This is a genomic window from Ignicoccus islandicus DSM 13165 (genome assembly GCF_001481685.1).
GTDB lineage: Archaea > Thermoproteota > Thermoprotei_A > Sulfolobales > Ignicoccaceae > Ignicoccus > Ignicoccus islandicus.
Window position 1 is genome coordinate 495,595 of record NZ_CP006867.1, and the last position, 23,373, is coordinate 518,967.

At 43.1% G+C, this 23,373-nt stretch carries 28 protein-coding genes and 1 tRNA gene; 11 read left to right on the forward strand and 18 right to left on the reverse strand.

Annotation, left to right across the window (positions count from 1 at the left end; translation table 11 throughout):
* The first annotated feature begins 31 nt into the window (after nt 1-31).
* Both EYM_RS02770 and EYM_RS02775 read left to right on the forward strand, forming a co-directional pair.
* On the forward strand, nt 32-634 hold the full coding sequence (locus EYM_RS02770) for a hypothetical protein (protein WP_075049571.1): 603 nt from the start codon (nt 32-34) through the stop codon (nt 632-634).
* 1 nt (nt 635) lies between these two features.
* The gene (locus EYM_RS02775) at nt 636-1,547 is read left to right on the forward strand and encodes a homoserine kinase (protein WP_075049572.1); all 912 of its coding nucleotides are present in this window, start codon (nt 636-638) and stop codon (nt 1,545-1,547) included.
* Here the strand turns inward: EYM_RS02775 and EYM_RS02780 are convergent.
* Genes EYM_RS02780 through EYM_RS02790 form a run of 3 tightly spaced genes read right to left on the reverse strand, consistent with a single transcriptional unit; the run spans nt 1,538 to nt 4,250 of the window.
* Nucleotides 1,538-2,608 (reverse strand): DUF373 family protein, encoded by a 1,071-nt coding sequence (locus EYM_RS02780; protein ID WP_075049573.1) that lies wholly within the window; start codon nt 2,606-2,608, stop codon nt 1,538-1,540. The genes EYM_RS02775 and EYM_RS02780 overlap by 10 nt on opposite strands.
* Entirely contained in the window at nt 2,580-3,467 is an 888-nt protein-coding gene (locus tag EYM_RS02785; RefSeq protein WP_075049574.1) for a coiled-coil protein, read from the reverse strand. The genes EYM_RS02780 and EYM_RS02785 overlap by 29 nt, the downstream gene beginning before the upstream one ends.
* An 18-nt stretch (nt 3,468-3,485) precedes the next feature.
* A complete protein-coding gene (locus EYM_RS02790) occupies nt 3,486-4,250 on the reverse strand; it encodes an ATP/GTP-binding protein (RefSeq protein ID WP_075049575.1) in 765 nt (254 codons plus the stop codon).
* A 117-nt stretch (nt 4,251-4,367) separates the two neighbouring features.
* Between EYM_RS02790 and EYM_RS02795 the strand changes: the two genes are divergently transcribed.
* Together EYM_RS02795 and EYM_RS02800 are read left to right on the forward strand one after the other, a co-directional pair.
* Nucleotides 4,368-5,345: a CBS domain-containing protein gene (locus EYM_RS02795; protein WP_075049576.1), complete on the forward strand. Its 978-nt coding sequence runs from the start codon at nt 4,368-4,370 to the stop codon at nt 5,343-5,345.
* The gene (locus EYM_RS02800; RefSeq protein ID WP_075049577.1) at nt 5,342-5,779 is read left to right on the forward strand and encodes a hypothetical protein; all 438 of its coding nucleotides are present in this window, start codon (nt 5,342-5,344) and stop codon (nt 5,777-5,779) included. Before EYM_RS02795 ends, EYM_RS02800 begins: the two co-directional genes overlap by 4 nt.
* Nucleotides 5,780-5,784: 5 nt before the next feature.
* On the opposite strand, the gene EYM_RS02805 is transcribed toward EYM_RS02800, so the two are convergent.
* Nucleotides 5,785-6,816, reverse strand: coding sequence for a V0D/AC39 family V-type ATPase subunit (locus tag EYM_RS02805; protein ID WP_075049578.1), 1,032 nt, complete (start codon nt 6,814-6,816; stop codon nt 5,785-5,787).
* 8 nt (nt 6,817-6,824) lie between these two features.
* Complete coding sequence (locus tag EYM_RS02810) at nt 6,825-7,166, reverse strand: V-type ATPase subunit subunit G family protein (RefSeq protein ID WP_075049579.1); 342 nt, start codon at nt 7,164-7,166, stop codon at nt 6,825-6,827.
* Between the two features lie 143 nt (nt 7,167-7,309).
* Here EYM_RS02810 and EYM_RS02815 point away from each other — a divergent pair, with 143 nt between their 5' ends.
* The 3 genes from EYM_RS02815 (at nt 7,310) to EYM_RS02825 (ending at nt 8,611) form a co-directional block, all read left to right on the forward strand.
* Nucleotides 7,310-7,888 (forward strand): hypothetical protein, encoded by a 579-nt coding sequence (locus EYM_RS02815; RefSeq protein ID WP_075049580.1) that lies wholly within the window; start codon nt 7,310-7,312, stop codon nt 7,886-7,888.
* Nucleotides 7,889-7,911: 23 nt separating this feature from the next.
* Nucleotides 7,912-8,454 (forward strand): hypothetical protein, encoded by a 543-nt coding sequence (locus EYM_RS02820; protein ID WP_157058739.1) that lies wholly within the window; start codon nt 7,912-7,914, stop codon nt 8,452-8,454.
* Nucleotides 8,455-8,532: 78 nt separating this feature from the next.
* Nucleotides 8,533-8,611 (forward strand) — tRNA-Arg (locus EYM_RS02825).
* Between the two features lie 103 nt (nt 8,612-8,714).
* On the opposite strand, the gene EYM_RS07800 is transcribed toward EYM_RS02825, so the two are convergent.
* The 4 genes from EYM_RS07800 to EYM_RS02840 form a co-directional block, all read right to left on the reverse strand.
* On the reverse strand, nt 8,715-8,864 hold the full coding sequence (locus tag EYM_RS07800) for a hypothetical protein (protein WP_157058740.1): 150 nt from the start codon (nt 8,862-8,864) through the stop codon (nt 8,715-8,717).
* An 8-nt stretch (nt 8,865-8,872) separates the two neighbouring features.
* Nucleotides 8,873-9,748 carry a PfkB family carbohydrate kinase gene (locus tag EYM_RS02830; RefSeq protein WP_075049582.1) on the reverse strand — a complete coding sequence of 292 codons (876 nt, stop codon included), beginning with the start codon at nt 9,746-9,748 and terminating at the stop codon, nt 8,873-8,875.
* Nucleotides 9,742-10,986: an adenosylhomocysteinase gene (gene ahcY / locus EYM_RS02835; RefSeq protein ID WP_075049583.1), complete on the reverse strand. Its 1,245-nt coding sequence runs from the start codon at nt 10,984-10,986 to the stop codon at nt 9,742-9,744. The genes EYM_RS02830 and ahcY overlap by 7 nt, the downstream gene beginning before the upstream one ends.
* A 69-nt stretch (nt 10,987-11,055) precedes the next feature.
* Nucleotides 11,056-11,220: a chromatin protein Cren7 gene (locus EYM_RS02840; protein WP_075049584.1), complete on the reverse strand. Its 165-nt coding sequence runs from the start codon at nt 11,218-11,220 to the stop codon at nt 11,056-11,058.
* A 319-nt stretch (nt 11,221-11,539) separates the two neighbouring features.
* Here EYM_RS02840 and dnaG point away from each other — a divergent pair, with 319 nt between their 5' ends.
* Nucleotides 11,540-12,979, forward strand: a complete 1,440-nt coding sequence (dnaG, locus tag EYM_RS02845) for a DNA primase DnaG (RefSeq protein WP_075049585.1) — start codon at nt 11,540-11,542, stop codon at nt 12,977-12,979.
* Here the strand turns inward: dnaG and EYM_RS02850 are convergent.
* Nucleotides 12,976-15,384, reverse strand: coding sequence for a DNA-directed DNA polymerase (locus EYM_RS02850; RefSeq protein WP_075049586.1), 2,409 nt, complete (start codon nt 15,382-15,384; stop codon nt 12,976-12,978). The two genes, dnaG and EYM_RS02850, sit on opposite strands and share 4 nt — an antisense overlap.
* A gap of 52 nt (nt 15,385-15,436) precedes the next feature.
* Nucleotides 15,437-15,796 (reverse strand): hypothetical protein, encoded by a 360-nt coding sequence (locus EYM_RS02855; RefSeq protein WP_075049587.1) that lies wholly within the window; start codon nt 15,794-15,796, stop codon nt 15,437-15,439.
* A 135-nt stretch (nt 15,797-15,931) separates the two neighbouring features.
* Here EYM_RS02855 and EYM_RS02860 point away from each other — a divergent pair, with 135 nt between their 5' ends.
* Nucleotides 15,932-16,570, forward strand: a complete 639-nt coding sequence (locus EYM_RS02860) for a hypothetical protein (RefSeq protein WP_075049588.1) — start codon at nt 15,932-15,934, stop codon at nt 16,568-16,570.
* A gap of 70 nt (nt 16,571-16,640) precedes the next feature.
* Nucleotides 16,641-16,955 (forward strand): 30S ribosomal protein S10, encoded by a 315-nt coding sequence (rpsJ, locus tag EYM_RS02865; RefSeq protein ID WP_075049589.1) that lies wholly within the window; start codon nt 16,641-16,643, stop codon nt 16,953-16,955.
* Between the two features lie 163 nt (nt 16,956-17,118).
* On the opposite strand, the gene EYM_RS02870 is transcribed toward rpsJ, so the two are convergent.
* The gene (locus EYM_RS02870) at nt 17,119-18,249 is read right to left on the reverse strand and encodes an amidohydrolase family protein (RefSeq protein WP_075049590.1); all 1,131 of its coding nucleotides are present in this window, start codon (nt 18,247-18,249) and stop codon (nt 17,119-17,121) included.
* A gap of 63 nt (nt 18,250-18,312) precedes the next feature.
* On the opposite strand from EYM_RS02870, the gene glyS reads away from it, so the two are divergent.
* Nucleotides 18,313-20,058, forward strand: a complete 1,746-nt coding sequence (gene glyS, locus EYM_RS02875; RefSeq protein ID WP_075049591.1) for a glycine--tRNA ligase — start codon at nt 18,313-18,315, stop codon at nt 20,056-20,058.
* Between the two features lie 2 nt (nt 20,059-20,060).
* Here the strand turns inward: glyS and EYM_RS02880 are convergent, their stop codons facing one another.
* The 6 genes from EYM_RS02880 to EYM_RS02905 all read right to left on the reverse strand — a co-directional run bounded on the left by EYM_RS02880 (nt 20,061) and on the right by EYM_RS02905 (nt 23,355).
* A complete protein-coding gene (locus EYM_RS02880; protein ID WP_075049592.1) occupies nt 20,061-20,354 on the reverse strand; it encodes a hypothetical protein in 294 nt (97 codons plus the stop codon).
* Between the two features lie 57 nt (nt 20,355-20,411).
* Nucleotides 20,412-21,467: a transcription initiation factor IIB family protein gene (locus EYM_RS02885; RefSeq protein ID WP_157058741.1), complete on the reverse strand. Its 1,056-nt coding sequence runs from the start codon at nt 21,465-21,467 to the stop codon at nt 20,412-20,414.
* Nucleotides 21,468-21,470: 3 nt separating this feature from the next.
* Nucleotides 21,471-21,710 carry a hypothetical protein gene (locus EYM_RS02890; RefSeq protein ID WP_075049594.1) on the reverse strand — a complete coding sequence of 80 codons (240 nt, stop codon included), beginning with the start codon at nt 21,708-21,710 and terminating at the stop codon, nt 21,471-21,473.
* Between the two features lie 69 nt (nt 21,711-21,779).
* Nucleotides 21,780-22,091, reverse strand: coding sequence for a signal recognition particle subunit SRP19/SEC65 family protein (locus tag EYM_RS02895; RefSeq protein WP_075049595.1), 312 nt, complete (start codon nt 22,089-22,091; stop codon nt 21,780-21,782).
* Entirely contained in the window at nt 22,088-22,501 is a 414-nt protein-coding gene (locus EYM_RS02900) for a 30S ribosomal protein S8e (protein ID WP_075049596.1), read from the reverse strand. The genes EYM_RS02895 and EYM_RS02900 overlap by 4 nt, the downstream gene beginning before the upstream one ends.
* Before the next feature lie 35 nt (nt 22,502-22,536).
* Nucleotides 22,537-23,355: an ARMT1-like domain-containing protein gene (locus tag EYM_RS02905; RefSeq protein WP_168050179.1), complete on the reverse strand. Its 819-nt coding sequence runs from the start codon at nt 23,353-23,355 to the stop codon at nt 22,537-22,539.
* Between the last annotated feature and the right edge of the window lie 18 nt (nt 23,356-23,373).

Genomic DNA, 23,373 nt, shown 5'->3' on the forward strand with positions numbered 1-23,373 from the left:
TTTTTATTGACCGGTTAGTTAGGGCCTGATTATGTTCGATTCCTTCTTGAAAATGCTAGGAGTTAGATCCCTAGACGAAATCGTAAGAGAGTTAGAGAAAGAAGTAACAATAATAGAATATCCTAGGGGAACTGCGACCCCTCTCTTAATTAGCAATAAGATAAAAGTAATAGAAGGGGAACCAGAGTATGGATGGCGCAAACCTTATCTAAAAATAAGAGGAGAAAGGGCCTTGGATTTCTTTGGTATGCCCCAGGGAGTATTAATAAACGGACTAGCTGAAGCATTGCTCTACGTATCCGGGTCGTTAATGGGAATAAGAGATAAAGTTCCTCAATCTATATTAAGAGTTTACGTTTACCCCGGACTTCCTTGCTATTTCGTTCTAAAGGAAATAGGTAAGTTAACATATATTGACGGATTAACTATAGAGGTAATTAGCGTAGATAACGAAGAACGTTACGAATTACTTAAGAGACTAGGCGTTAACAAGGTTCCAACTTTCGAGTTCGATGGCGAATACTTATACACGGGTAGATTAAGTGCAGAGGAACTATACTTCTTGATAATGAAAAAGATAAGGGCAAGGGAATTAAACTCCGATAAGGATGGCTCTCGAGATGGGTCGAGTTGAAATGTGGGTATGTGCAAAGGCGTTCTCTAGCTCAGCTAACTTGGGTCCCGGATACGACGTCTTAGCTCTAGCTCATGACGCGTATTACGATGTCGTATGTGTAAGGAAATCAGAGAAAACCTTCGTCTCTAGAGTCACGGGGGCATACGAAGTTCCCCGAGAGGGCAATAACGCCATAGCTGCTGCTGAGGCAACATTGGAGAGTCTAGGTGCAGACATGGGAGTTGAAATTTGGGTTCACAAAGGCGTTCCACCGGGAAGAGGATTAGGTTCCTCCGGCGCAACTGCTGCTGCAACGGTAAAGGCAATCGAGTTATTATTAGGAAAGGCTCTTGACCCAAACGTTGCGGTAAGAGCAGCAGCTGAAGGCGAGAGAGCTGCCACCGGTTCCGCACACGCAGACAACGTAGCTGCCTCTTACTTAGGTGGTCTCGTTATGGTAATGTACAATCCTTTGCAAGTGGTCCAGCTAGGATTTCCGAAGGTAAAGTTCATTGTAGCGACGCCGTGGTTTGATGTTCCTGAAGGGAAGACAGGTCAGGCTAGAAGAGTTTTGCCCAATGAAGTATCGCTGTCAGACTTGGTAACCATGACCTCCGGGGCTTTAGCTGTGGTTGAAGGTTTGAAACGAGGAGATTCGTCGTTGCTAGCTAGGGGCCTAGAGATGGATCCTGTTGTAACACCAGCCAGATCGAAGCTGATACCTTGCTATAACGAAGTTTATAAGGCAGCTAAAGACGCTGGCGCTCTAGCTGTGACGATCTCGGGTGCCGGACCTTCCATAATAATATTAGGCGATGAGGGCTCCGCTAAAGCAGTCATAGAAAAGTGGAAATCGTGTGGAATAGAAGCCTCATATAAAGAGGTAGAAGTAGCTAAGGGGGCAAGCGCTACTACACCCCCTCACGTTTGATCCATAATGAATCTTTCTATTAGTATCATTGAGACGGCGGTCGCCAATATTGATATCATACCATATATTAACATTGTAGGTACGTCGCTTTGAAGTATTACCTTCAACATCTCACCGTAAGTAGCAGTCGCTGGAACGGACGCTAATACGCTACCTATCTTTACCAATATCATCGAGCTTATAGTCCATGTTAATAATACTATTGCGTCTCTCCATACGTTTACGTCCCTCCGTCTTATTTTTTCGATGATGTTAGTCAGTAACAATAGAGCTATGCCGGCTGCTAGATACGGGAACGCGTTAGTAATTATGGCTGATATAGATCTTATATTGATCCCACCATACTGCTGGACCGTCAAGTAGCTAACTACGAGCGCTATCAGCATCGAGGTAGAACTTATCAGCGTAAATGCCATTGAAATGGGGTTGGTTTTCCACCAGTTAATTATCCTCTCGTCTAGTTCGAAACCTCTAATTATCATCGATAAACCCACGAGCATTCCGATAATTGGGATGGCATAGCTCATCAATCCAGTCAAGCTGAGCAGACTGAACGTGAAGATGAGTAATCCGGGGAATCCTAGGGTATACCTTGCGAACCTTTTCTCTGTAAGGGCTTTCCTTAAGAACTTTGTTAACAGAACGTATAATTGTTCTATATTCCTGGATTGTTCAACTATGACCCTTCGGGTATAGGCAACTCTGGCTAACTCCGATATGGCGTTAACTACGTTCTCATCTTCGGGATTATCGGTAACTACAATAATTTCATCGATGTTGTATTTCTTAACGAGTTCGGCTACTTGTTCTTGGACCTTCTTAATGGCATAGTAGCCACCTCTCTGAGATCCAGAAACTATTGCTACGAGCGATTCCTCGCCGAGAGTTTTGGCTTCTTGAAGCGCGGCGAAAATCGCATTTAAATCGGAATCCTCTGGACGTTCAATACCAAACTTAACTGCCGCGTTTACGACCTCATCCCAACCAACAACGGGTGTCTTTATTCCGACTCTACCCAAATCATCATCGATATCAACCGAGATCACCAAGGTCTTCTTCAAATCCATCCCCCATAAGTATCTTGAATTCCTCAAAGGTCAGCGGTTCACCACGCTCCATTTTCTCCATAGCTCTCCTTTTAAGTTCCTCTATCATTTCAATTCCTTTACTCATCTTAACTTTCTTATCGAGGTTCTTTAGCTCGTCAATTAATTTCCTCTTCTCTTCCTCTAACCGAGCCACTTCGCTGTCTATTTCCTCTATCTTTTTAGATAGTTCCTCTATTTTTGGAGTTAACTCATCGATCTTTGAGTTTAGGTTATTAACTACTTCTCTGACATTATTAATCCTGTTATCAAGTTCGCTAATTTCCTCGGATTTCTTTCTTATCATTTGATCGTAGTCCCTTAGAAGTATCTTTAATCTAGCTAGCTCGGCCCTTAGCTCTAGTAGTTTCTTCTTTTTCTCTTCTACTTCCATTGCTTTCTCGAGCAAGCTTTCGAGTCTCGCTATCTTCCTTATCAGTTCCTCTTCTTCCTCACGCGTCAGCACGCTAGTTTGTTGTTTCCATTCTAGGTACTGGATTCGTTTCCTTAAGGCCTCAATCGACTTAATAGTTTTGGAATTAGTCACAGTTGATTTGAGCGACCGTAGTTCGTTTAGGACTTTATTGAGTTCCTCCCTAACCTTTCGTCTTTCCTCCCTGAGTCTTCTAACTTCTTCAACTTTACTCTTTCTTTCGTTTATTAGTTCCCTCAGCCTTTGCGTTTCGTTCTTCTTCTCATTTATTAGATTTTTTCTATCGTTCCTCAATTTCCTAACTGTTTGTATTAGCTGTCTTCTCTCTTCTTTTAGCTCCTTCAGTCTCTCGTTAACTTCGTCCAATCTTTTCTCCAATTCCTTATAACCAGCCATACTCATGGCGACATCCCCTTAGACTTAGGTTGAATAGTCTTCACCGCCATAGAGTTCGCGTTGTATGGAGGCATACAGATTGTCAAGCCCCTCCTCTGTTAGAGCGGAGACGGTTATAACGTCTCCAAATTCGTGGGTAGTAAGCATTTCAATTAACCTACTAACAATTCCGCTTTCTTCCCCTTGAACGTCTAACAAAATGGACTCCGGTTCCTCGAGCCATCGACTGAGCTTCTCTAGTTGCTGCAATGATAATAAATCAACTTTATTCAATGCCATCGATTGAGGCAACCTCAACCGTAACTTGACGCTAATGCCAAGAGTTAAGAGCGATGTGAAAGCGTATGGATCGAGATCATAATCGCCTTTTGAAATTACGGATGAATCTATAACGTAAACCAGCGTACTCTTATCGTTCATGCTTAACCTCTCGATAATACCAGTTGTTACCTTCCTAAAAGCGAAGAGCTCTATTTGACCGGGCGTATCTACTATCACGTAGTCCGCATTATATTCCTCCACTTCGTTCCTTAGGAACTCGACGTGGTTGTATATTTCGTCAACTGCCCTTATCATAGCTCCGTTAGGTCCTAACCCGCTTTCTAAGAACTTCTCATAGGAAACGTACCTCCTTACGTCTACGTCAGGTTCGTAAGGTAAGTACCTAACTGCTGGATCTAGATTAACTATACATACGCTTAATTGATGATCCTCTAGCCATTCGCTAAACGATTTAGTTAAGAGACTCTTCCCAGACGCTGCTGTTCCAACAATGTAAACAAAGAACAACTCACCTTGACCCGAGCACCTACTTCACTAACTCTCAATTAACTTTAGTCAAGGTACCGCGCTCTGCACTCAGCTTATATTATATTAAAAGTAATTAGAATATCGAGGATGTAACTCATGCTCAAAGCAAAAGACATTATGAGAACCGACTTTCCTAAGGCTTCTCCAGACGAGACATTGGACAAAGTACTTGAAAAAATGTTGCAACACGAATACGGCGGAGTATTGGTTCTGACCGAAGAAGGAGAGCTTGAAGGGGTAGTAACTGAGAGGGACGTACTTAGGGTTATATCCTCGAAAAAGAATCTCGGGGACGTAAAAGTAGGAGAAGTTGTGAAGAAGACCGTAATAGTAGTGTACGCTGACGTACCATTTAAGATGGTTCTCCAATTGTTCGGTGCATATAAGATAAGGAGGCTCCCGGTCATAGATAGCGAGGGTAAGGTAGTTGGCGTTATAAGCTCTACAGACGCAGTCTACAGAGGCATACCTAAGGTCTTACATCCTCTCGCTGGGAAGTTGAGGGACGTAATTGAAGAACCAGTAGAGGTGGAGGACGATCTCTGGAACGCAGTTTCAGTAATATTAGAGAAAGGTCTAGATGGCGTGTTCGTAGGCGATAAGTTAATTTCTCAAAGGAGTTTATTGAGGGCGTACTTAGAGGGAGGTAAGCCTTCCGATTACTCAGAGCCTTACGTAACGTTACCTTCGGATACTCCTTTGAAGAACGTCGCAGAAATAATGAGGTTAAACGGAGTCAGGTTCGTCGTAAACGAGGAAAAGAAATACGCCTTCACTCGTCAGATAGCAATAGGTTCGGCCGAGCTAGTAGAAAACGTCATAAAGAGTTACGTTCTCATCGATATAAAAACGGGGAACGAATCTCAAGCTGTTCGCGAACTGTATAGTATACCCAACGTAGTATCTTACGAATACGTAACAGGACCATTCGATCTAGTACTAACTCTCCTAGGAAGTTCGATCGATGAAATAACTGATATAGTTATGAACCACGTAAGGTCCAAGCCGTACGTTAATGATACCCTTACATTAATAGTCTTTGATGCAAAGACCAGCAAGGTGGAAAGGGAATGACAATACTAGTTTTCGATGACTCTGAGAAGCTACGTGACTATATTGGGAGATTAAAGAAAGAAATTGAAGAAAAGAGAAGGATCGTTGATAAATTAATGGCCAGATACGAAGAAGAGGTAGCGGAACTAGAAGTGTTAAAGAAAATGGGAGCTACAGTTGATGAAAAAGAGGCTACATTGAAGATGGAAATAGACGGAGTACCTCTCTATATAAAACCTAATCCCTTGAAGGTGTATGAACTCCTCAAGAGAATAAAAAGCGAAATAGAAGCAGAAGAGAAATCTATTTCGACCCTAGAATCGATAGCAGAAAAACTATCGAGCCTTCCCGGTTTCGCGGTCATAGTAGAGGTAAAGAACGGTAATATTGTAGCAGCATACATGGATAGAGTAGGGTCAATTTCTCTTACTTCAGCAGAGTCTGAAAAAAGCTAAAGCGTTTACTTTTTAATTAATTCGAAGGATAGCATTTCACTTATTTTGCTAATATCTATTCCAAGTCTCTTTCCGCTTACTATGGTAGATATGTCTTCTGCGTCAAGCCTGTATAATAGCATTAGAGCAACCAAGGTTGATGGACGGAAGGGATAACCTGCAAAGACCGCTTCCGCTCTCTTTCTTTGAATCCTCTTTCCATTAACCAAGAGTTTGCCTAACGCGTCGTATAGGTCATCTGGCAATCCCTCACCATACGGCGTTCTTCTAAGTATCGGAACAATATCATCTCTCTTAGATTGAAGAATTTGCGAAACCACCTCTGGATGACAGCTTGGAATCTGGGTCTTAGGTTCGATTCCTTCAATAACTAATCGAGCGGCCATTACGAACGACAAAGTATCTATTCTAGGGCATAGTAATTTCGTGAACTCGATCCTACTGGTACCTACGTTAACCTTCTTACCTATTCTGTTAGTCAATCGCAAGAGGGCGTTTAGAAGAGCAACGTCGAGAGCCAATACCATTGCCTTCTCGTCATTGGTGCTTCTAAATAACTCCAGTGAGTACTCGATATCACGTGCCATTCTAAAACCTTTTAAGCCTTGAGCGAGGGCCTCGAAGCCTCTCTCCTTCAATAACGTTTTCAAAGTTGATATCAGTGGATCCTCAGTGAATATTAGGTATTCCTCTACCTCTTCAATAGGCTTATTGGAGGCTTTAGCTCTCAATAACAACATGACGTCTCTTGCTCTGACGTAATCTTTCATGACTTCAATCAATAACCTCATGTCCATCGAGTTGACGTGTGCTCTCAAAGCGTCTAGTACTTGTAGATACTTTTTGTACGCTTCTCTTTCGACCGCTTCGGGTTTACTTAGGTCTACTGAAATTCCTTCGAGCCACGTGCCTTTCAAAGCGTTCTTGATTTCGTCCTCGTTCTCAGCAGTCAGTAACGAAAGAACTCTCTCGTAAGTGAGCGATTGACCCCTGTAATAGTAAACGACAGGAGCAATAGATATCATTTCGGACGACAAGGGTCAACTCACCCTAGGAGCGAGTTAACTATCATTTCAACTGCCTTAGGGACTCTTTCCCCCATTTTAGCGGAAGCTTCCTCAACTGTAACTTCTATTTCCTTCTCCTTGCTTTTTCGGATCTCATTGATCAAAGCGTTGAGTCTTTCCTCTAATTCCTTGGCTATCTCTTCAAGTTTCTCTTTGGCTAATCTTTCTAGTGCGTTAGCTTCAGTAGCGGCTTCGGCTACTAACTTTCCCGCTTCCTCTTCACATTGATTGACTATCTTAATGACGTTTCCTTCAGCCTCTTGGTAGGTCAATAGGAACTCATTGAATTTTTCGTTTATCGTTTTGATTCTGTTGTTCATAACCATTCTCACCCTTAGTTACTAATTAGAAGGAGGCTTAAATGGACTCCTCCAGATGTTTTCCTTTACAAGGTAACTTAAGCTATATAATACATTCAAAAATTAAACTGAAAGTAAGTTAGAGTGAATAGGGACAGTAAAGCGTGAGAACCGAACTTAAGGGGAGCTCGGAACTGGTCGGGGCATTGCTACTACTCGCTATCGTTCTAGGGCTTTCGACGTACTACTTAGTACCGACCTTCACGGCCGTTGAAAAGTACTCTAAGTATGTGGAGAAATATTTAGAAATGATAGATTTACGATCTAGAGTTTACGAACTCTTCGTCGGTCCAGTAGGAGCAGTGCCGGGAGGAATGTGTTCGGTCGCAAACACAGATTTGGTATGTAGTGTGAGCTTCCCATATCTAGGGGTACCGGGGGCCGTAATACCCGAAGCCGTATACGTTCTAAGCGACGGAATGATAAGTTGCGTTCCTAAAGACTTCGTGGTAACGCACACGAGAGTTAGTATCGAGAGGATACAGTACTACAGTATGTCAATCATAGTAACCTTCAAGTCATGTGAGGTGAACAACAGTTACGCGAAGCTCGCAGTAGGGTTCGTTAAGCCGGTAACAGTTGGTTTAGAATCAACAGTGAATGACGGAACGACCACTTCAACCGTTTCCTTCCTAAATGCCAATCCTCCAGTGATTTTCACCATCTACGTTCCAGTTAAATGAAGCACATTAGGAGGTGCGAAATAATGGCTAAGGGATTAGGTTCCCTGGAAACTGCAATTCTGATATCCGTCGTAACCCTCATTTCAGCTGGTATACTGACGTGGATGATAAATGCCAAACCCTCCTCAGAAGAGAAGGGTGGACAATTATTCGTAAGCGCGATGGCAGTGGGATTTAAAGAAGTGAGTGGAAACCTTACGGAGTGGTTCAATGGAGGCGGTACAATAAAAGTATCATTGCCCAACGTTAGCGACAAAGTGTACTTATACAAACCTTCGTTTGACGTAATCGGACCCTTTGGAGATAAAGAGAAAGCAAAGAGCGTAATTCTGGGAAGGGTTTTAGCCGGAAGGGGATGCATAAGTGGAGTCAAGATCTACGATCTAAATAGTTCAACTATTGCAATAGTTCAGATAAGTACCCAAAACAACGAGTGCGTAAGGGTGAGGAGAGGTCAAATTATTATGGTGTACGTACCAATACTCCTAGACAAGTTCGCTAACATTAAATTCTTTGGACCTAGTCACATCCATACCTTAAACGTATGGATGACTCAAGTACGTTAGGTTTCATTAAATAGTTCGAATAAAGCTTATTTTTGATACGTTTACAAAGACCACAATGGAAGGGACTCGAAACTTCCTGGCCCCGTAGTCTAGCCTGGACTAGGACGCCGGCCTGCGGAGCCGGTGATCCCGGGTTCAAATCCCGGCGGGGCCGCCATTTAGTCATTCCAGTTTTACTGCGACTGCATCCAATTAGACGCGAAGAGTTACGCCTCCTTGCTTTTTCCTAACTCCAAGTTGATTTCTAGGGAAAAGAACGATTAAGATTTAAATTTCTTGAACTTCTTCCGGAAGTACAATTCTACTATTATAGCAATAACGGTACCAAATACGAAGCCTAAGATTATGGCTAACCACACGTTCTCTGGAGTGGGAGGAAACGGTCCGCGAAAGCTACTTATAAAGGGCATGAGCGCGCTCACCTATCCCTAATCACGTATTCAACTGCTTCGCTCAGCTCCTCTATTTCTCTCTTATTAACTTTAAGGAATCCGCCCAAATTCTTAACCGCAAGGGCACCGGCAGCTGTGGCTACCTTCCCAGCTTCTATTAGGTCGCCCCTTTGAAGGTACGTTGCTAGAAAAGCAGCGGCATATGCATCACCGGCTCCAGTAGTATCAACGACCTCCTCTACTTTCAAGGCCTTGAATTCAATGACCCTTTCGTTTGTAACTACTATAGAGCCCTTTTCGCCTCTGGTAACTACTAACGCTACGCGCGGAAGGGGTAGGGAAAACGCATCTAAATGAACTGCTTCAGGCTCGTTTAGGAACAAGAAGTGTAACTCGGGTACTACACCTTCTATTTCTTTCTTCTTATGAAAGGTGAAGGACCCAGGGGAGTAACTTACTGGAACCTTCTTTAGATACTTTACGACGAACGATGGTTCCTTAGTAGCGACGTGAAGGAGTTGTGAGTTAACGTGTGCAGGGAGATCGGAAGGGGTTAGTAAGTGAGATACTCCTTTCAGAGAATACATTACTTTACCTTTTGGAGTAGACGCAATGAAAACGATTGATTGTTCGCCTTCCTTCCTTACCGCTTCGAGCTTTACGCCAACCTTGAAGAGCTCGTTTTCAATAATTTTCGAGAAAACGCCGTTACCAATAGCTGCATATAGCCTTACATTGCAACCTAACCCAGTAGCCACGACTGAAACGTTAGAACCGGAACCTCCGGGAAGCAAAAGCCATTCTTTACATTCCCTTCCTTCATCGAGCGAAGGCAAGTCGTCCAACAATGCTATTAAGTCCACGTTGGCATTGCCAATTACTGAAAGATCACAGCTTACCATGATTCCAAGTACCTCTTTTGTTCTTCAGTAAGGGTATCTATTTTGATACCCATGGCATTAAGCTTCCTTCTAGCTACTTCGCTATCTATTTCATGTGGTACCTTGTATACCTTAGGCTCTAGTTTGCCTTTGTTTTCAATTAAGTACTTGACTGAGAGAAATTGGTTGGCAAAGCTCATGTCCATTACTTCACTCGGATGGCCCTCTGCCGCTACTAGATTTACTAGTCTACCTTCTGCTAATAGATATATCTTCCTTCCGTCAGGCAGTTTATATTCGTCTACGTATGGTCTTATTCTTCTTTTGGAGACAGCAAGGGCTTCTAAAGACTTAACGTCTATCTCAACGTTGAAGTGCCCAGCGTTAGCCAAAATGGCACCGTTTTTCATCTTTAGGAAATGCTCCTTTCTGATCACGTTTATGTTACCCGTTGCTGTCACGAATATGTCCCCTACCTTAGCAGCATCATCCATGGGCATTACATCAAAACCATCGTGGACCGCTTCCAATGCCCTTAGCGGATCTACCTCTGTTACTATAACTCTGGCTCCCATTCCTCTCATTCTCATAGCTATACCTCTGCCGCACCATCCGTAGCCAGCTACTACGACCTTTTTTCCTGCTATTAATACGTTGGTCGCACGAAGTATTCCATCGATCGTACTCTGTCCCGTTCCATATCTATTATCAAACATAAACTTGGTAAGAGCGTCATTGACTGCTATAACTGGATACTTCAGTACGCCATCTTTTTCCATTGCTTTAAGCCTAATTACTCCCGTCGTCGTCTCCTCAGTGCCTCCGATTATCTTCTCGGCCAACTGAGGGTACTCTTTATGGATAGTTACGTGGAGGTCCCCGCCATCATCTATTACTATATCTGGGTTTCCGTCTTCTATTATCTTCCTAATAGCCCAGAAATATTCCTCTTCCGTCTCGCCCTTCCAAGCGTAGACTTCGATCCCGTCTTTCGCTAGCGCAGCTGCGACGTCGTCTTGAGTACTTAGCGGATTGCTTCCAGCTAGTAAGACCCTAGCACCACACTCTTTCAATGCCTTAACTAATACTGCCGTCTCTTTAGTAACGTGTAGAACTGCTGAGATAGTTATGCCCTCAAACGGTTTCTCTTTTTTACAATTGTTCATAAGAGACGCGACTACAGGCATGTGATTGAGAGCCCACTCTATCTTCAAGTTGCCTTGTTGGGCTAAGTTTATGTCCTTAACCTTATACTTAATCCCTCTTCACCGAAAAGAAGGCGTTATATGAAATAAAAAGGTATGATGTGTCTAGGAATTCAATATTTGTTACGTCGATTCCTTTGGTGGAGCTTCACCAACCTTGGCCCTGAAGTAGTGACCATTTGGACACCTAAAGAGGCCAATAATTACGCCCTTGCGACCCTTCGGAGCTAGTTGCCAAGTCTTAATTGGTTCGTTAACTTCAGCTCCACACTTAGGACACTTTGGCATGTTCTCACACCTCCCCTCGATTTGTTCCGAGTACTCTAGGGTGATGTTCTTGCTTATAAGCAAAGGTTTTGAAAAAGGTAACGTTCAGTGTGGAATAATGTTGTATATCTGACAACATCATGCGTTAAAATTAGAAATTCTAAAGTATTACTACCAAAACATGTAATCGATAGAAATAGTGATTTACTACAATAATACCTACTTGAGATACATGACATTGAATTGGAACGAAATTAATAGTATACTTATAAATAATAACATGAGCATGCAATGTAGGACATGGATACTAGCGATTTGAGAGCCTCCGAGGGAGAGAGATATGGTTAAATACATCATTAAGGCGCATGTAGAGGTTGAAGGGCCCGTTAACGAACATGATATAATAGGTGCAATATTTGGTCAAACAGAAGGTCTCTTAGGAGAACAATTCGACTTAAGGGAATTACAAGATAAGAACAGAATTGGAAGGATTATAGTTAAACTAGGCCCTCGCCAAGGCAACAAAGTTAGTGGCGAAATTCTAATCCCTTCGAATTTGGACAGAGTCGAAACGGCCCTCCTAGCCGCATTAATAGAAAGCGTTGAGAAAGTTGGCCCGTATCCTGCGAGGATAAGAGTTATAGATATAATAGACGTGAGAGCGCAAAAGATAAAGAGCATAATTGAGAGAGCAAAGGAGATTCTGAGAAAGTGGGAGAAAGAGAAGACTATGGACGTTAGGGAAATACTGAAGGAAATTACCGAAAGCGTGAGGACTGCTGATATAATAGAATACGGACCGGAGAAACTCCCGGCCGGTCCCGATGTAGATAAATCCGATACTGTAATAATAGTTGAAGGTAGAGCAGACGTTCTTAACCTCCTAAGGTACGGTTACACTAACGCAATAGCATTAGGCGGTGCGACCACTAAAATACCAGAGACTATAAAGAGGCTAGCTAAGGACAAGGTTGCCATCGCTTTCGTTGATGGAGATAGGGGCGGAACGATGATACTTAAGGAGCTACTAAGAGAAGCAGACATCGATTACGTGGCACGCGCACCGCCTGGAAAAGAAGTTGAGGACTTAACTGGGAGGGAAATCGCTAGAGCTCTCGCTAACTTGATGAAAGCAAGCGAGGTAAAGGCAGAATTAGAGAAAATGGAGCAGCTACAACAATCCGAAATGAAAGAGCTGAAAGAGGTACTAGAGAAAGTATCCGAAATAAAGAAGGAAGAGGAAAGCAAATCAACGAAGCCCGAAGAGAAGGAGAAGGTTACCACTCAGACGCAAATCGTCCAAGAAGTAAAAGAGGTTCCTCAAACCCAGAGCGCAATTGAAGTCCAAGTTCAACAGCCGCAAGTAGAGAAGGAGAAACTTGTGGAAGAGAAGGAATCTAAAGTCACAGTCCCCACTGAGAAAGGATTAAGTGAAACTCAGATCCAACTACCAGCGGAGAAGGAAGAAAAGGAGGTGGTTGAGTACAAAATGGTGATACCAGAAGAAGTCTTCAATAAGCTCAATGAGTTAACTGGTAGACTCGAAGCGATCATTTACGATAGCAACTGGAACGTTGTGAAGAAGGTTCCTACCAGAGACCTCGTCGAGAACCTAAAGGAGGTAGATGACGTCAGAGCGGTAGTAATGGACGGAGTCGTTACGCAGAGACTCTTAGACGTGCTTGGAACTAAGAATCCGGGTACTGCAAAACTGGTATTAGCTAAGAGGATGGCTAGAATTACCCATAGACCGAAGGGCGTATTCATAATATTACTCTAAGCGCGTTTGTCTTTACTCTCGTTCTCACTTTCCTTTCTGAAGAACGCCATGAGACCATATGCCCTCCCCTTCAACATATCTTCTGTAACGCCGAAGTATCCTAATATCCTCATAGCTGCTGGTATTATCTGATGATCTATATAGTAGCTGGTGTCTATTTCTTCAACTGAACTGAGGAACCACGGCTTCGCTCTCTTTGAGAGCTTGCCTGCGCCTTTAACTATGACGTATCCAATTTTGTCCCCTTTCCTTACTTCGTATCCCCTTTCGACGGCGTATTTCGCAGCACTAACGTGTGGTGCTTCGACTTTATATTCATCTAACCTTTTCTCCAGAGTCTTCCAAATGACCAATTTCTCTATAGGTATCTGACCTTTCTTTAACTTGCTTATTACGTCTCTAACGTATTCAATCGCCTTCTTCGTATCACCTTCTTTCAAAACTAATTCAATTACCTTTTCCTGAACTTCCTTCGCTATTTCCGCCCAATCTCCCCTAACGGCCTCGAATCCTACTATATCGATCCTACCATCTTGAGTAATTCCCGCATATCTCTTCTTAGCCTCTGTGAAAAAGAGCTTCTTATATATCTTATCTATCTTAACCTCGAAGCCGAGCTTTTCCTCTATTACCTTAATCAGTTTCTCCACTTTTTCTTTATCATAGATTACGAACAAGCTGTCGGTGTCGCCATATATTACCTTTAAGCCGAGTTTTCGCGCTAACTCTATCGACTCAGTGATCAATTTCCTACCCCAGGACGTTACCGCCTCTGCGCATTCCCTGCAATACCATCTGGCGTGGGGCCACCCCATGTAACCGTAGTGAGCGTTAGCTAGTACTTTAACTGCCTTCTGTCTATCATCTAATATTTTATACTGGGGCGACGATGGATCGAGTTCCTTTAGTTTGTTCTTTATTTCCTTCCTCAGCTCGAGTAGTTGGACTAGTGAGATCTTGAAGAACGCGTCGGGTCGCTTCCTAAATTTATGACCGGAAGGAGCGACATAGACGTCGTTTGGATCGTACTTCTCTCCGGGCCTAACGAGGGTATCGGGGCCTACGTTGTACTTTATCATTATATTTGGGTACATCGATGAAAAGTCTAGAACAGCAACGTTTTCGTGAACGCCCCTAATGGGCTTTAATACTATAGCTCCCTTGTAGCTTTGGACCTTCCTTTCTACTCTGTTGGGCACTAGCTCGTTGACGGAATATGCTATTCTCATAAGGTACCATTCAACTTTAAACCCAACTGGGGCCGCGCCAACTTGATCGAGCGGGAGGCCCGTTAAGTATGAAAGCTGTTCGCCGAATGGAACGAAAATTTCAGCTAAGAGATATGTGGACAACGCATCGGCCTCGTTGTACTTTCTTAAAGTTTCGCGTAGCGATGGATCTTCCCAGTATTTATAGATCTCGTGACCAGGTATTATAACGCGATCTTCTTTTTTCATTACTCCTAGATAATCGGCGACGTTCTCTAATGTCTTTACCTTTATTTCGTACACGTCTTTTGCGAAATCGTATATATCCACGTTGAGTCTGCCTGGTATAGAGTAATGGCCGTATGCTCCACTGGTTGGTAATACACCTACCTTTCTACCTACATCCAGTTTGATGCCAATCCTCTTAGATCTCTCAATAAGGTAAGGCCAATCGAAGTTATTACAATTGTAACCGTAGACCAAATCGGGATCTAGTTCCAAAACAGTTTCTTTAAACCACTTAATTACTTCCAAATCGCTCTTAGTTTCAGCAACCTTACTCATTACTTTATCTCTAGTAGCTATTGCTACAGATATAATAGGGTCTGATTCGGGTCTAGGTGTCCCACTTTTGTTATACACCTCAATATCGAAAGATAACGCTCGGAGTTCAGGTCTCTCATCGCTATGAACCTCTCGTAAGTCTTCCAATACCTCATATACGTTATCGACCCTATATACAGGGGACTTGCCCAACTCCTTTACTTTAACGTCGTACCATGCATGCGGCTTTAGACCCTTATCTATTATGTATCTCATCGAAAACCTTATGTCTGCTTCAAGTACGTCTTCCACACCATCTATTGTTCTAACCAATTCCCTATACTCTCTTACGTACTCCGGAATAACGGTAGTGACCTTTAGCGCTGATCGCGGACGACCGAAGTATTTCTTCTTAACTTCCTCAACTGATATTATCGGTGACTTAGGCTTGCTTAGTTTCATGATTTCGTTTTTCACGCTTACTGAATCTACGCCCTCACGGAGAAGTACATAGAAATACGGTCGGAAACGCGGATCTTTTAAAAGCACCCTTTCGTTTCCTTCGTTGACACCCCAAAGAAGTATTACTGGTTTCGACATCTCTGTTTCATAGCTTACGTCTAACAAGTAGAAACGCATTGTTTCTTCTTTCATAAACTGGTACCACTTGTACGATAGGAACATATGTCATTAAGTTTGCCTTCGCTTACGAAGGAGGATATGGAGGCCATGAGTTAATTGAAGGTATTGCTATTTGGTTAGGTAACGCTACGCTGACGCTTATTGGCATGTTAGGTAGCGAAATGGGTGGCGGTGATGGGAGGTTTTGTGGGACTATACCCATTTGGGAAGTTACGTTAAGGTATTCCTTAAGTAGATATAAGTATTGTAGGTATAACTGCGCGTAAAGCAAAGTGGCGTTATTGTACTGCTGGGCTATTTGAATTGCTATTTCCTTATACGATTGCACCATCGAGGAATATACGAAATAGTAGGCAACCAACGTAGCTAGTAGTACTCCAAGCACCAACCCAGCGTACGCTATAAGCGCATACATGTCAGCCAAGTTCGACGCACCGGGACTTACGGTATAATAATAAATTATATTTTTCTTCAGCAGTACGACCTATTCATGTGCACGGCTGATAAAAGCGAACCTTTAGAACGTCGTTAGAGTCAATCAATGGCGGGCATTAGAGCTTTGGCGTCCATGAGGTTAATAAGGTTAGGTATCCCGGTTTTCGACGTCAGAGTAGGTAACGTTACGTTAGGAAGCTTACAAGTACTTTCGGGCGATCCGGATTCCAATGTTCACATGTTTCTATACATAATAGCTAAGTCTTGGAGCGAAAGAGGAGAAAGAATAGCATTCATAATAGATAAGGGTAACTCGGAATACCATAGACAAATAGCGGAGGCCATGGGGATAGCAGTAAGGTCGTTAGAAGAGGGTAACATGTGGCATTACGAGGAAGCAGAATCTTCTAACGACGCCATTGCTAAGGTAGTTGACTTGATGACGGCGTATCCTCTCATATTAGTAGATTCTACCTCATGGTTCGACGCAGATCCCGAGTTACTTACTCGAACGCTAAACATGGTAGCTGCGAGTAACGCAATAGTAGTTATTGCTGTAATAGATAAGCGTGGGAACCCGGAATCCATATCCATCCTGGAAAGCTTTGCCGAAACGGTTACGAGGTTCGAAACCTATTGGGCGGGTCTAAGAGTTGAAAGGATATTGAAACTAAGTAAATCGCGAGTACCGAGAAATCCGTTCGCAGCTTACTACAGTGTAACGAAGGATGGAATAAACATAGAGGAGTTGAAGAGACTGTAGGAGAACCTAGCGGTCTGAAAGATTACTATTTAACCCATTCACGCTTCAAGGACGTCGTGGGTCACGAAAAATGGCTAACGTGGCACGCATAAGGCTCTGGAGTACTGACGTTAGAGCGCTCGATGCCGTTGCAAAACAGATAAAGGAAACGGCATCCTCACTTGGCGTAAAGGTAAGAGGTCCCATACCTCTTCCAACAAAGAGGCTGGAGATATCGACGCTCAGGCTTCCGCATGGAGAAGGAACCAAGGTATACGAGCACTGGGAAATGAGGATCCATAAGAGATTAATAGACGTTGAATTAAACGAAAAAGTAATGAGAAGTATAATGAGGATAAGGGTCCCAAGTAACGTTTACATAGAGATTCAGCTAAAGAGGCGATGAAGACTCCGACATCGTAGGATTTCTTAGGGATGACTGAGGGCTCTCGCTGGAGCCTCAACATCTTGGTTTTTATTTTAGGATTCAAATCCGTAGTTCACTTCTATGATGTGAAACCCCGGTACCGAAAAGTGAGGTAAAACCCCGCATCTCTGAGACTTTCTGTTTAAAGTTCGATAATCTTGCCTTCTGCAACTGCCATGACGACAGAGCTACCAAGAACGTATGGCTCGCCGTCCCAAGCTACTATCGATGCCAGTTTACCTGGCTTCACTTCACCCGCGTTTAAGCCAACCACTTTAGCTGCATTACTCGTAATCAGCTTAATAGCGTCTTCAAATTTCATTCCATACTTCATAAAGAACCTGAGTTGTAACATGAGGTTTCTTTGAAGGACGACGGGATGATCGCTCATCAAAGCCAAGACGTCCGGCATGTACTTAATCAGTAACCTTATGTTCTTGTAACTCTCATGTTTCAATTCGACTTTGTACGGGTGGCTATCGATTGGGCCGTAGATTACCGGGACTCCTAAGTCCTTTATCAATTTGAAGCCTCTCTCTGTGTGTACGTCACACGCGTGATCTATTGTATACTTGAAACCGTACTGCTTAGCGAGCCTCTTTATTATAGCTATGTCGTCTTCCTTATGAACGTGTATTCTGAACGGTAACCTGCCCTCGAGGACCGGTATGAGGGCTTTGGAAAGAGGTTCCAATTCGTCCCAACTGAGTTTTCCTTCTTTGAGTTTTTTCAAATCTGAATAGGCTTTGCTTAGGGCTTTCCTAAATATTGCAGTGGCACCCATCCTGGTGCTAGGTCTCTGTCCTCCCCATGATGTCGTTGAGCGTGGATTGTATCCCATGGCAGCTTTTACTCCTACGTGTTTCACGAAAGCGTCCTCTATGTTGGTTTCCCAGTTTCTAAGAAGCGCGGCCCTACCTCCTATCACGTTTCCAGATCCTGGTAACACTACTGAGTATAATACACCCCATTCTACGCTTTCACGGAAGGCCTTATCGTCCATGTAAACGCTTTCTTCCGCATATAGATATGGGAGAACTGGATCCATATGCTCGTTTGCTTCCTCTTCGTAATACGGTTCACCGGCCCTATCCATTCCTATATGAGAGTGAGGGTCAATGAAGGCTGGAGTTACTACCTCGAACTCTCCTAAGTATTCGCCTCCTACCTCCTCTCCAACATGGACTATCTCATTTCCATTAAAAGCTACGTAAACGTTCTCTTTAACGTTTCCATCACCAACATAGAGTTTCTTGGCCTTTAATACTTTCATTCGTTTCACCCTAAGTAACCCTAAAAGAACTGTTCATAACCTTCATTACGGGGATAAGTGGAATTGGCCGAGGATAAGTCAACTAAAGTCTCAGATTTGGCTCAAAGGAGAGGTTTCTACTGGCCTTCGTGGGAAATTTACGGAGGAGTCGCTGGACTATACGATTTAGGACCACTTGGAAAGGAACTTCAGAACAAGATAATAGAGCTCTGGAAAAAGGTTCTAATTAGACCCCTACAGAGAATAGTCTTCGAAATGGAGACTCCCATCCTCACTCCATATAAGGTACTAGAGGCCTCGGGACACGTGGAAAACTTCACTGATCCGATTGTCGAATGTAAGAATTGCGGAAGGAAGTTTAGAGCCGATCACTTGATTGAGGAGGCTACTGGAATTAAGGTGGAAGGTCTTAAACCAGAGGACCTAACCAAAATAATCCGAGAGAATAACATTCGCTGTCCGGTATGCGGAGGAGAGCTCGGGGAAGTAAGGCCGTTCTTACTGTTATTCCAAACTCAAATAGGCCCATATGAGGGAAGCAAGGGCTTCTTGAGGCCAGAGACAGCACAAGGTGCGTTCGTAAACTTTAAGAAGGTATATCAACTCAATAGAGAAAGACTGCCCTTTGGAATTGCGCAAATAGGAAGGGTAGGGCGAAACGAAATATCTCCAAGGCAAGGTCTCCTAAGATTAAGAGAGTTCACAATAGCGGAGATAGAGTTCTTCATTGACCCTTTAAATCCGGGTAAACCCCCTCTAGACTACGAAGCCAAAATTAGGTTGCTGCCATGGGAACTTCAGAAGGAGGGGGTTAAGGAACCAGTCGAGGTATCGGTGAAAGAAGCGTTGGAAAGGGGCTGGATCATCAATGAATGGATGGCATACTGGATGCTGAAGGCGAAGGAGCTACTAAATAGATTAGGAATAAGCGATGAAGATCAATTCTTTGAAGAGAAGAGCCCTGAAGAGAGGGCACACTACAGTTCTCAGACGTACGATCAATTGGTAAGGACTGAAAGGTATGGCTGGATGGAAGTGAGCGGTCACGCTTATAGAGGCGATTACGACGTTTCAAGGCATATAGAATATAGTGGAAAGGATCTATATGCTATAAGGAGGCTGAGTGAACCGAAAAGGGTCAAGAGAAAAGTAATAAGGGTGAATAAGCGCGAACTAGGTATTAGGTTCAAATCAGAGGCAAAGGAAATAATGAAGAGATTAAATGAGATGAATCCAGACGAGGTTGAAAAGGAACTAAGGGAAAGAGGCTACGTCAAAGTTAATGATCACGAGCTTGGAAGAGATCTCATATGGGTAGAAGAAGTAGAGGAAGTCATAACTGTTGAGAGATTCGTACCTCACGTAGTAGAACCTTCGTTCGGAGTTGAGAGACTGCTTTACGTAGCGTTAGAACATGCGTATAAGGAAAAAGACGGTAGAGTCATCTTGAGTCTGCCCAGGGAAATAGCGCCAATTCAAGTAGTAGTGTTACCATTACTGGAAGAAGAGAAACTTAAGGAGAAAGCTCTCGAAATCGTTGAGATGTTAAGTGAGAACTACAGAGTGGAATACGACGAAAAGGGATCGATAGGCAGAAGGTACGCTAGATGGGACGAAGTCGGTGTGCCCCTTGCAATTACGGTCGATTTCCAGACTTTAGAAGATAACACGGTGACTTTCAGGGATAGAGATACTTGGAAGCAAGTGAGGGTTAAGGTGTCTGAAGTTCCAGCGAAAGTAGAGATGTTCCTGAAAGGCAAACCTCTAGAGGAGTTAGGGACCCCTATTGAAGGCTCTTCGGAAGAATAAACTCATTTATTTAAGAAGTTAAAGGCTATCGAAAGTACTAGTATGAACCAGCCTAGTCCGATTATATACTTCAATACTTTCTTAAAGCTTTCGAAGAACTCTAGGAGTGCATATATTATGGTAAGCGTCGTCATGAGTACAATTAAATTACCGTACCTTTCAGCTAAGACTGGGTTCTTTTCAAATACGTAAATCTGTAAGTAGTGAGCTACTTGAGTTTGTAACCACGTGTAAAATTGCGCTATGTAATTTAGCACCGTAGAAATCGATTGCGGTAACTGCGAGCTCTCTGACATTGTTTCCCCACTCCTGATAGTAGTATCGATTTGAATCAATATGCATTTCTATCGAGGTTACTTTCTCTTGCGAGTTGGGACTGAGACTACTATTAGTAATCTATCGTTTGCTTCAACGTATGTCTCTCGTATAGAATTATTGCCGACGTTAAGTAATTTGGCCAGTCTACTTTGAGTTACCTTACTTTTCTCGCTCTTACTGAAGACGTTCAAAACTATATATACTAAGCCGCCCAGTAACGACAATTTCTGCTTTCCTGAGTTCATGTTCATGGATAAGGCGTTTCTTATCAGATCTTCATAGAAACTATGCAGAATTGGGCGTTCTTCTGGTTTGTAATCTAGTTTTAGCTGTTGTATAACGTACTGCAGAGTGGATCTGCCCTTAGCCAAGTATTCTTCCTCCCTGTTTCGGGGATTCACCATCTTCATATAGATTTCACGACCGTAGTCGTACTTGACCCTCTTTAGCCAATCTATTATTTTATTAATCTCCTTCTCATCGTTAAAGAATTTCCTTAAGAAGGACTTTGCTTCGGGCACTACCCCTCGCGCTTCTAAGATCATCAAGGCTATTGCGTAAGCTAGGTGGTTACGGTCTTTCCTGCTAATGCCCTTGAAACTCTCGTAATTGTCATTTACTATCTTCTTCGCTACTTTACTAATTTCCTTCCTTACGCTATCGGGAATATTAACATCCGAACTAACGTTATCCAAAAATACGTTGAGAGTCTTCATAACGTCTACTTCGATGCTTTCCTTGTTATTTCGAATTCTACTCTTTTCTTGCTCTTTAGAGAGCTTTTTAAATAATTTGAACTTGCTTCCCTTCGCCTCGCGAGGATTTATGACAGTACCTAAGCCTCCATCGTGAACGGAGTCGCTCAGAGTAGCGCGACTGCTTATCCTACCTTCTCCGGATTTTGAATAAGGTTCGAATACATCATATTTACCTTCGATTCCTATATCATGTACAAAGCCGAATGCAGGAGATAGAACTGAGCCACACGTTGGGCACACTGGTTCTCCTTCGTCATTGTATAGGACGTAAGTCAATAGAGCTCCGCAATAAGGACAGTGTCTTTGAGTGGGCGAGGACACTGAGAGACTCATCGCTTACTCACCTCTCTTTGCCCTTCTAATTTTCCTTCCTTTCATCTTACTCTTCTTCCTAGAACTGTCTAACCTAACTTCCTTCGCGACTATGAATGGGGTATCGACTCTACCTATCACGTCTAAAACTTTTAATGTTCCATCATTTACCTTGATTATTTGACCTATTCTTGGAACCCTAGAATCGGTTAACCTATAGACTTTCAAACCTGTCTTGGTTTCAGTATGAAGTTCAAGCTTCAATGATTAGCACACCCGGTATTACTGTAGTATCATAGATATTTATCGGAGTTGGCTGGAAGTGTCTACGTGTTACGCTTCTTTCTTAAATCGCTTACGATATAATTCTCGTGCAATCTCATGGAGTATTTGCGTCTTCCTTTCGCCCTCCTTTTTCTCAACTGCTACCGGATTCTCATCGTGCCACCATATTCGCGGATATTTACCCTCTAAAACAACGTACTTTCTGTTAAGACTATTAAGAACTTCAATAATTTCCTTAGTTGTAGGTTTTGGGACGGAAAGTTCCTTGGGAACTCTTCTTCCATATCTCCTGCTTAAAGTGGAATCGAAATATTGAGGCCAAACAGTTACGTACTTGCCCTTGTACTCTCTCTTAGTCATTTCTTCTTCCTCTGTACTTGAACCTCTGGAAGCAATATTGCGTTAATTACACCGCTTTGGCCAGGTCTCGAAGTTACCTTAGCTACTCCTATTTCGGTCTCTATTAACGTTCCTTTGACTATTATACCGTGTCGTGCCAGTTCTTTGTTGGCTGGCGTTTCTAAGACTCTGAGTATCTTCACCTTCTTGGTCTCGTAGTTCCTAGGATCAGTGACGTTCGCGTATTGAGCATACCTCAACTTAACTTTATAGTTACCTCCCCTTACCCTCTCTATTTTCCTGAGTTCTTTATCAGACAAGGTTGTGTTTATAGGAAATCTACCGGTCCAATACTTTCTCTTTACCTTTACATGTCTCCTTTTCTTACCTCCAGTAATTTTCTTCAGGTCGTTACCGTGATACACTCCCATTTCGCTTAACCCTCGTGTAGGGATGAGGGCGCGATTTAAATTCCTCCCTTTACTCCCTTAAGAAGAATTTCACCGAGAACCGCAACGCCATCTCCTATTTCAGCACCAACTGCCTCGGCCAATGGTCTACATTTGGCCATGTATAGCAATATAGATGGTTCCGAAGGTTGGAAGTCTATGTATGCATCTGCATTGAGTAAACCTTTCGAAACTATCAAATCGACGTTACTCCTAAGCTCCTTGGCTTCATCGCATCTATCGTAAATAGTACAGTCTGAAGGTAACGCTTCGAGACCTCCATCCCAATTAAGTAATTGCGCTACCTCAGCTAAGTCTGAATAAGTTGCATCAATTTCGTAACTCTCCTCCCTAGCCACTAAAGTGACCTCCCATCCTAATCTTTGGAAGAATTTAGCAGCAGCTACGTCGTATGGCAGTTCAGGAAGGTTATCTATAGCGTAAACCATTTTCCCACCATTGAGTAAGAGGTCCGTACCTAGTGCAATCAGTTTACCATACTTAGCGTTCTGCATTCTGTATTGACCACCTACTGCTGTATCGTACATGTTTCCCAAGGTAGCTATTCTAAGAGCGTCTTCCAAGCTCTTAGGGTATTCAATTGGGGTTTCGAGGGCCTTCTTAAATAGTTCCCATTTGGTCCTCTGGTATACGTCTCCTATTACGTCCTTGAGAATTCTCCAAGAGTATCTGAAGGCTTTACTTTTGGGAAACTGGAGCGACGATGCCGTTCCACCAATTATTAGTTGGATCTCTTTATCGGTAGCGTTTCCTTGGTACGCATCGTAAATTCTCGCATCAAATAAACATCTCAAGCAGTCTTCTGGCCACTTCATGACCATACTGATACCGCC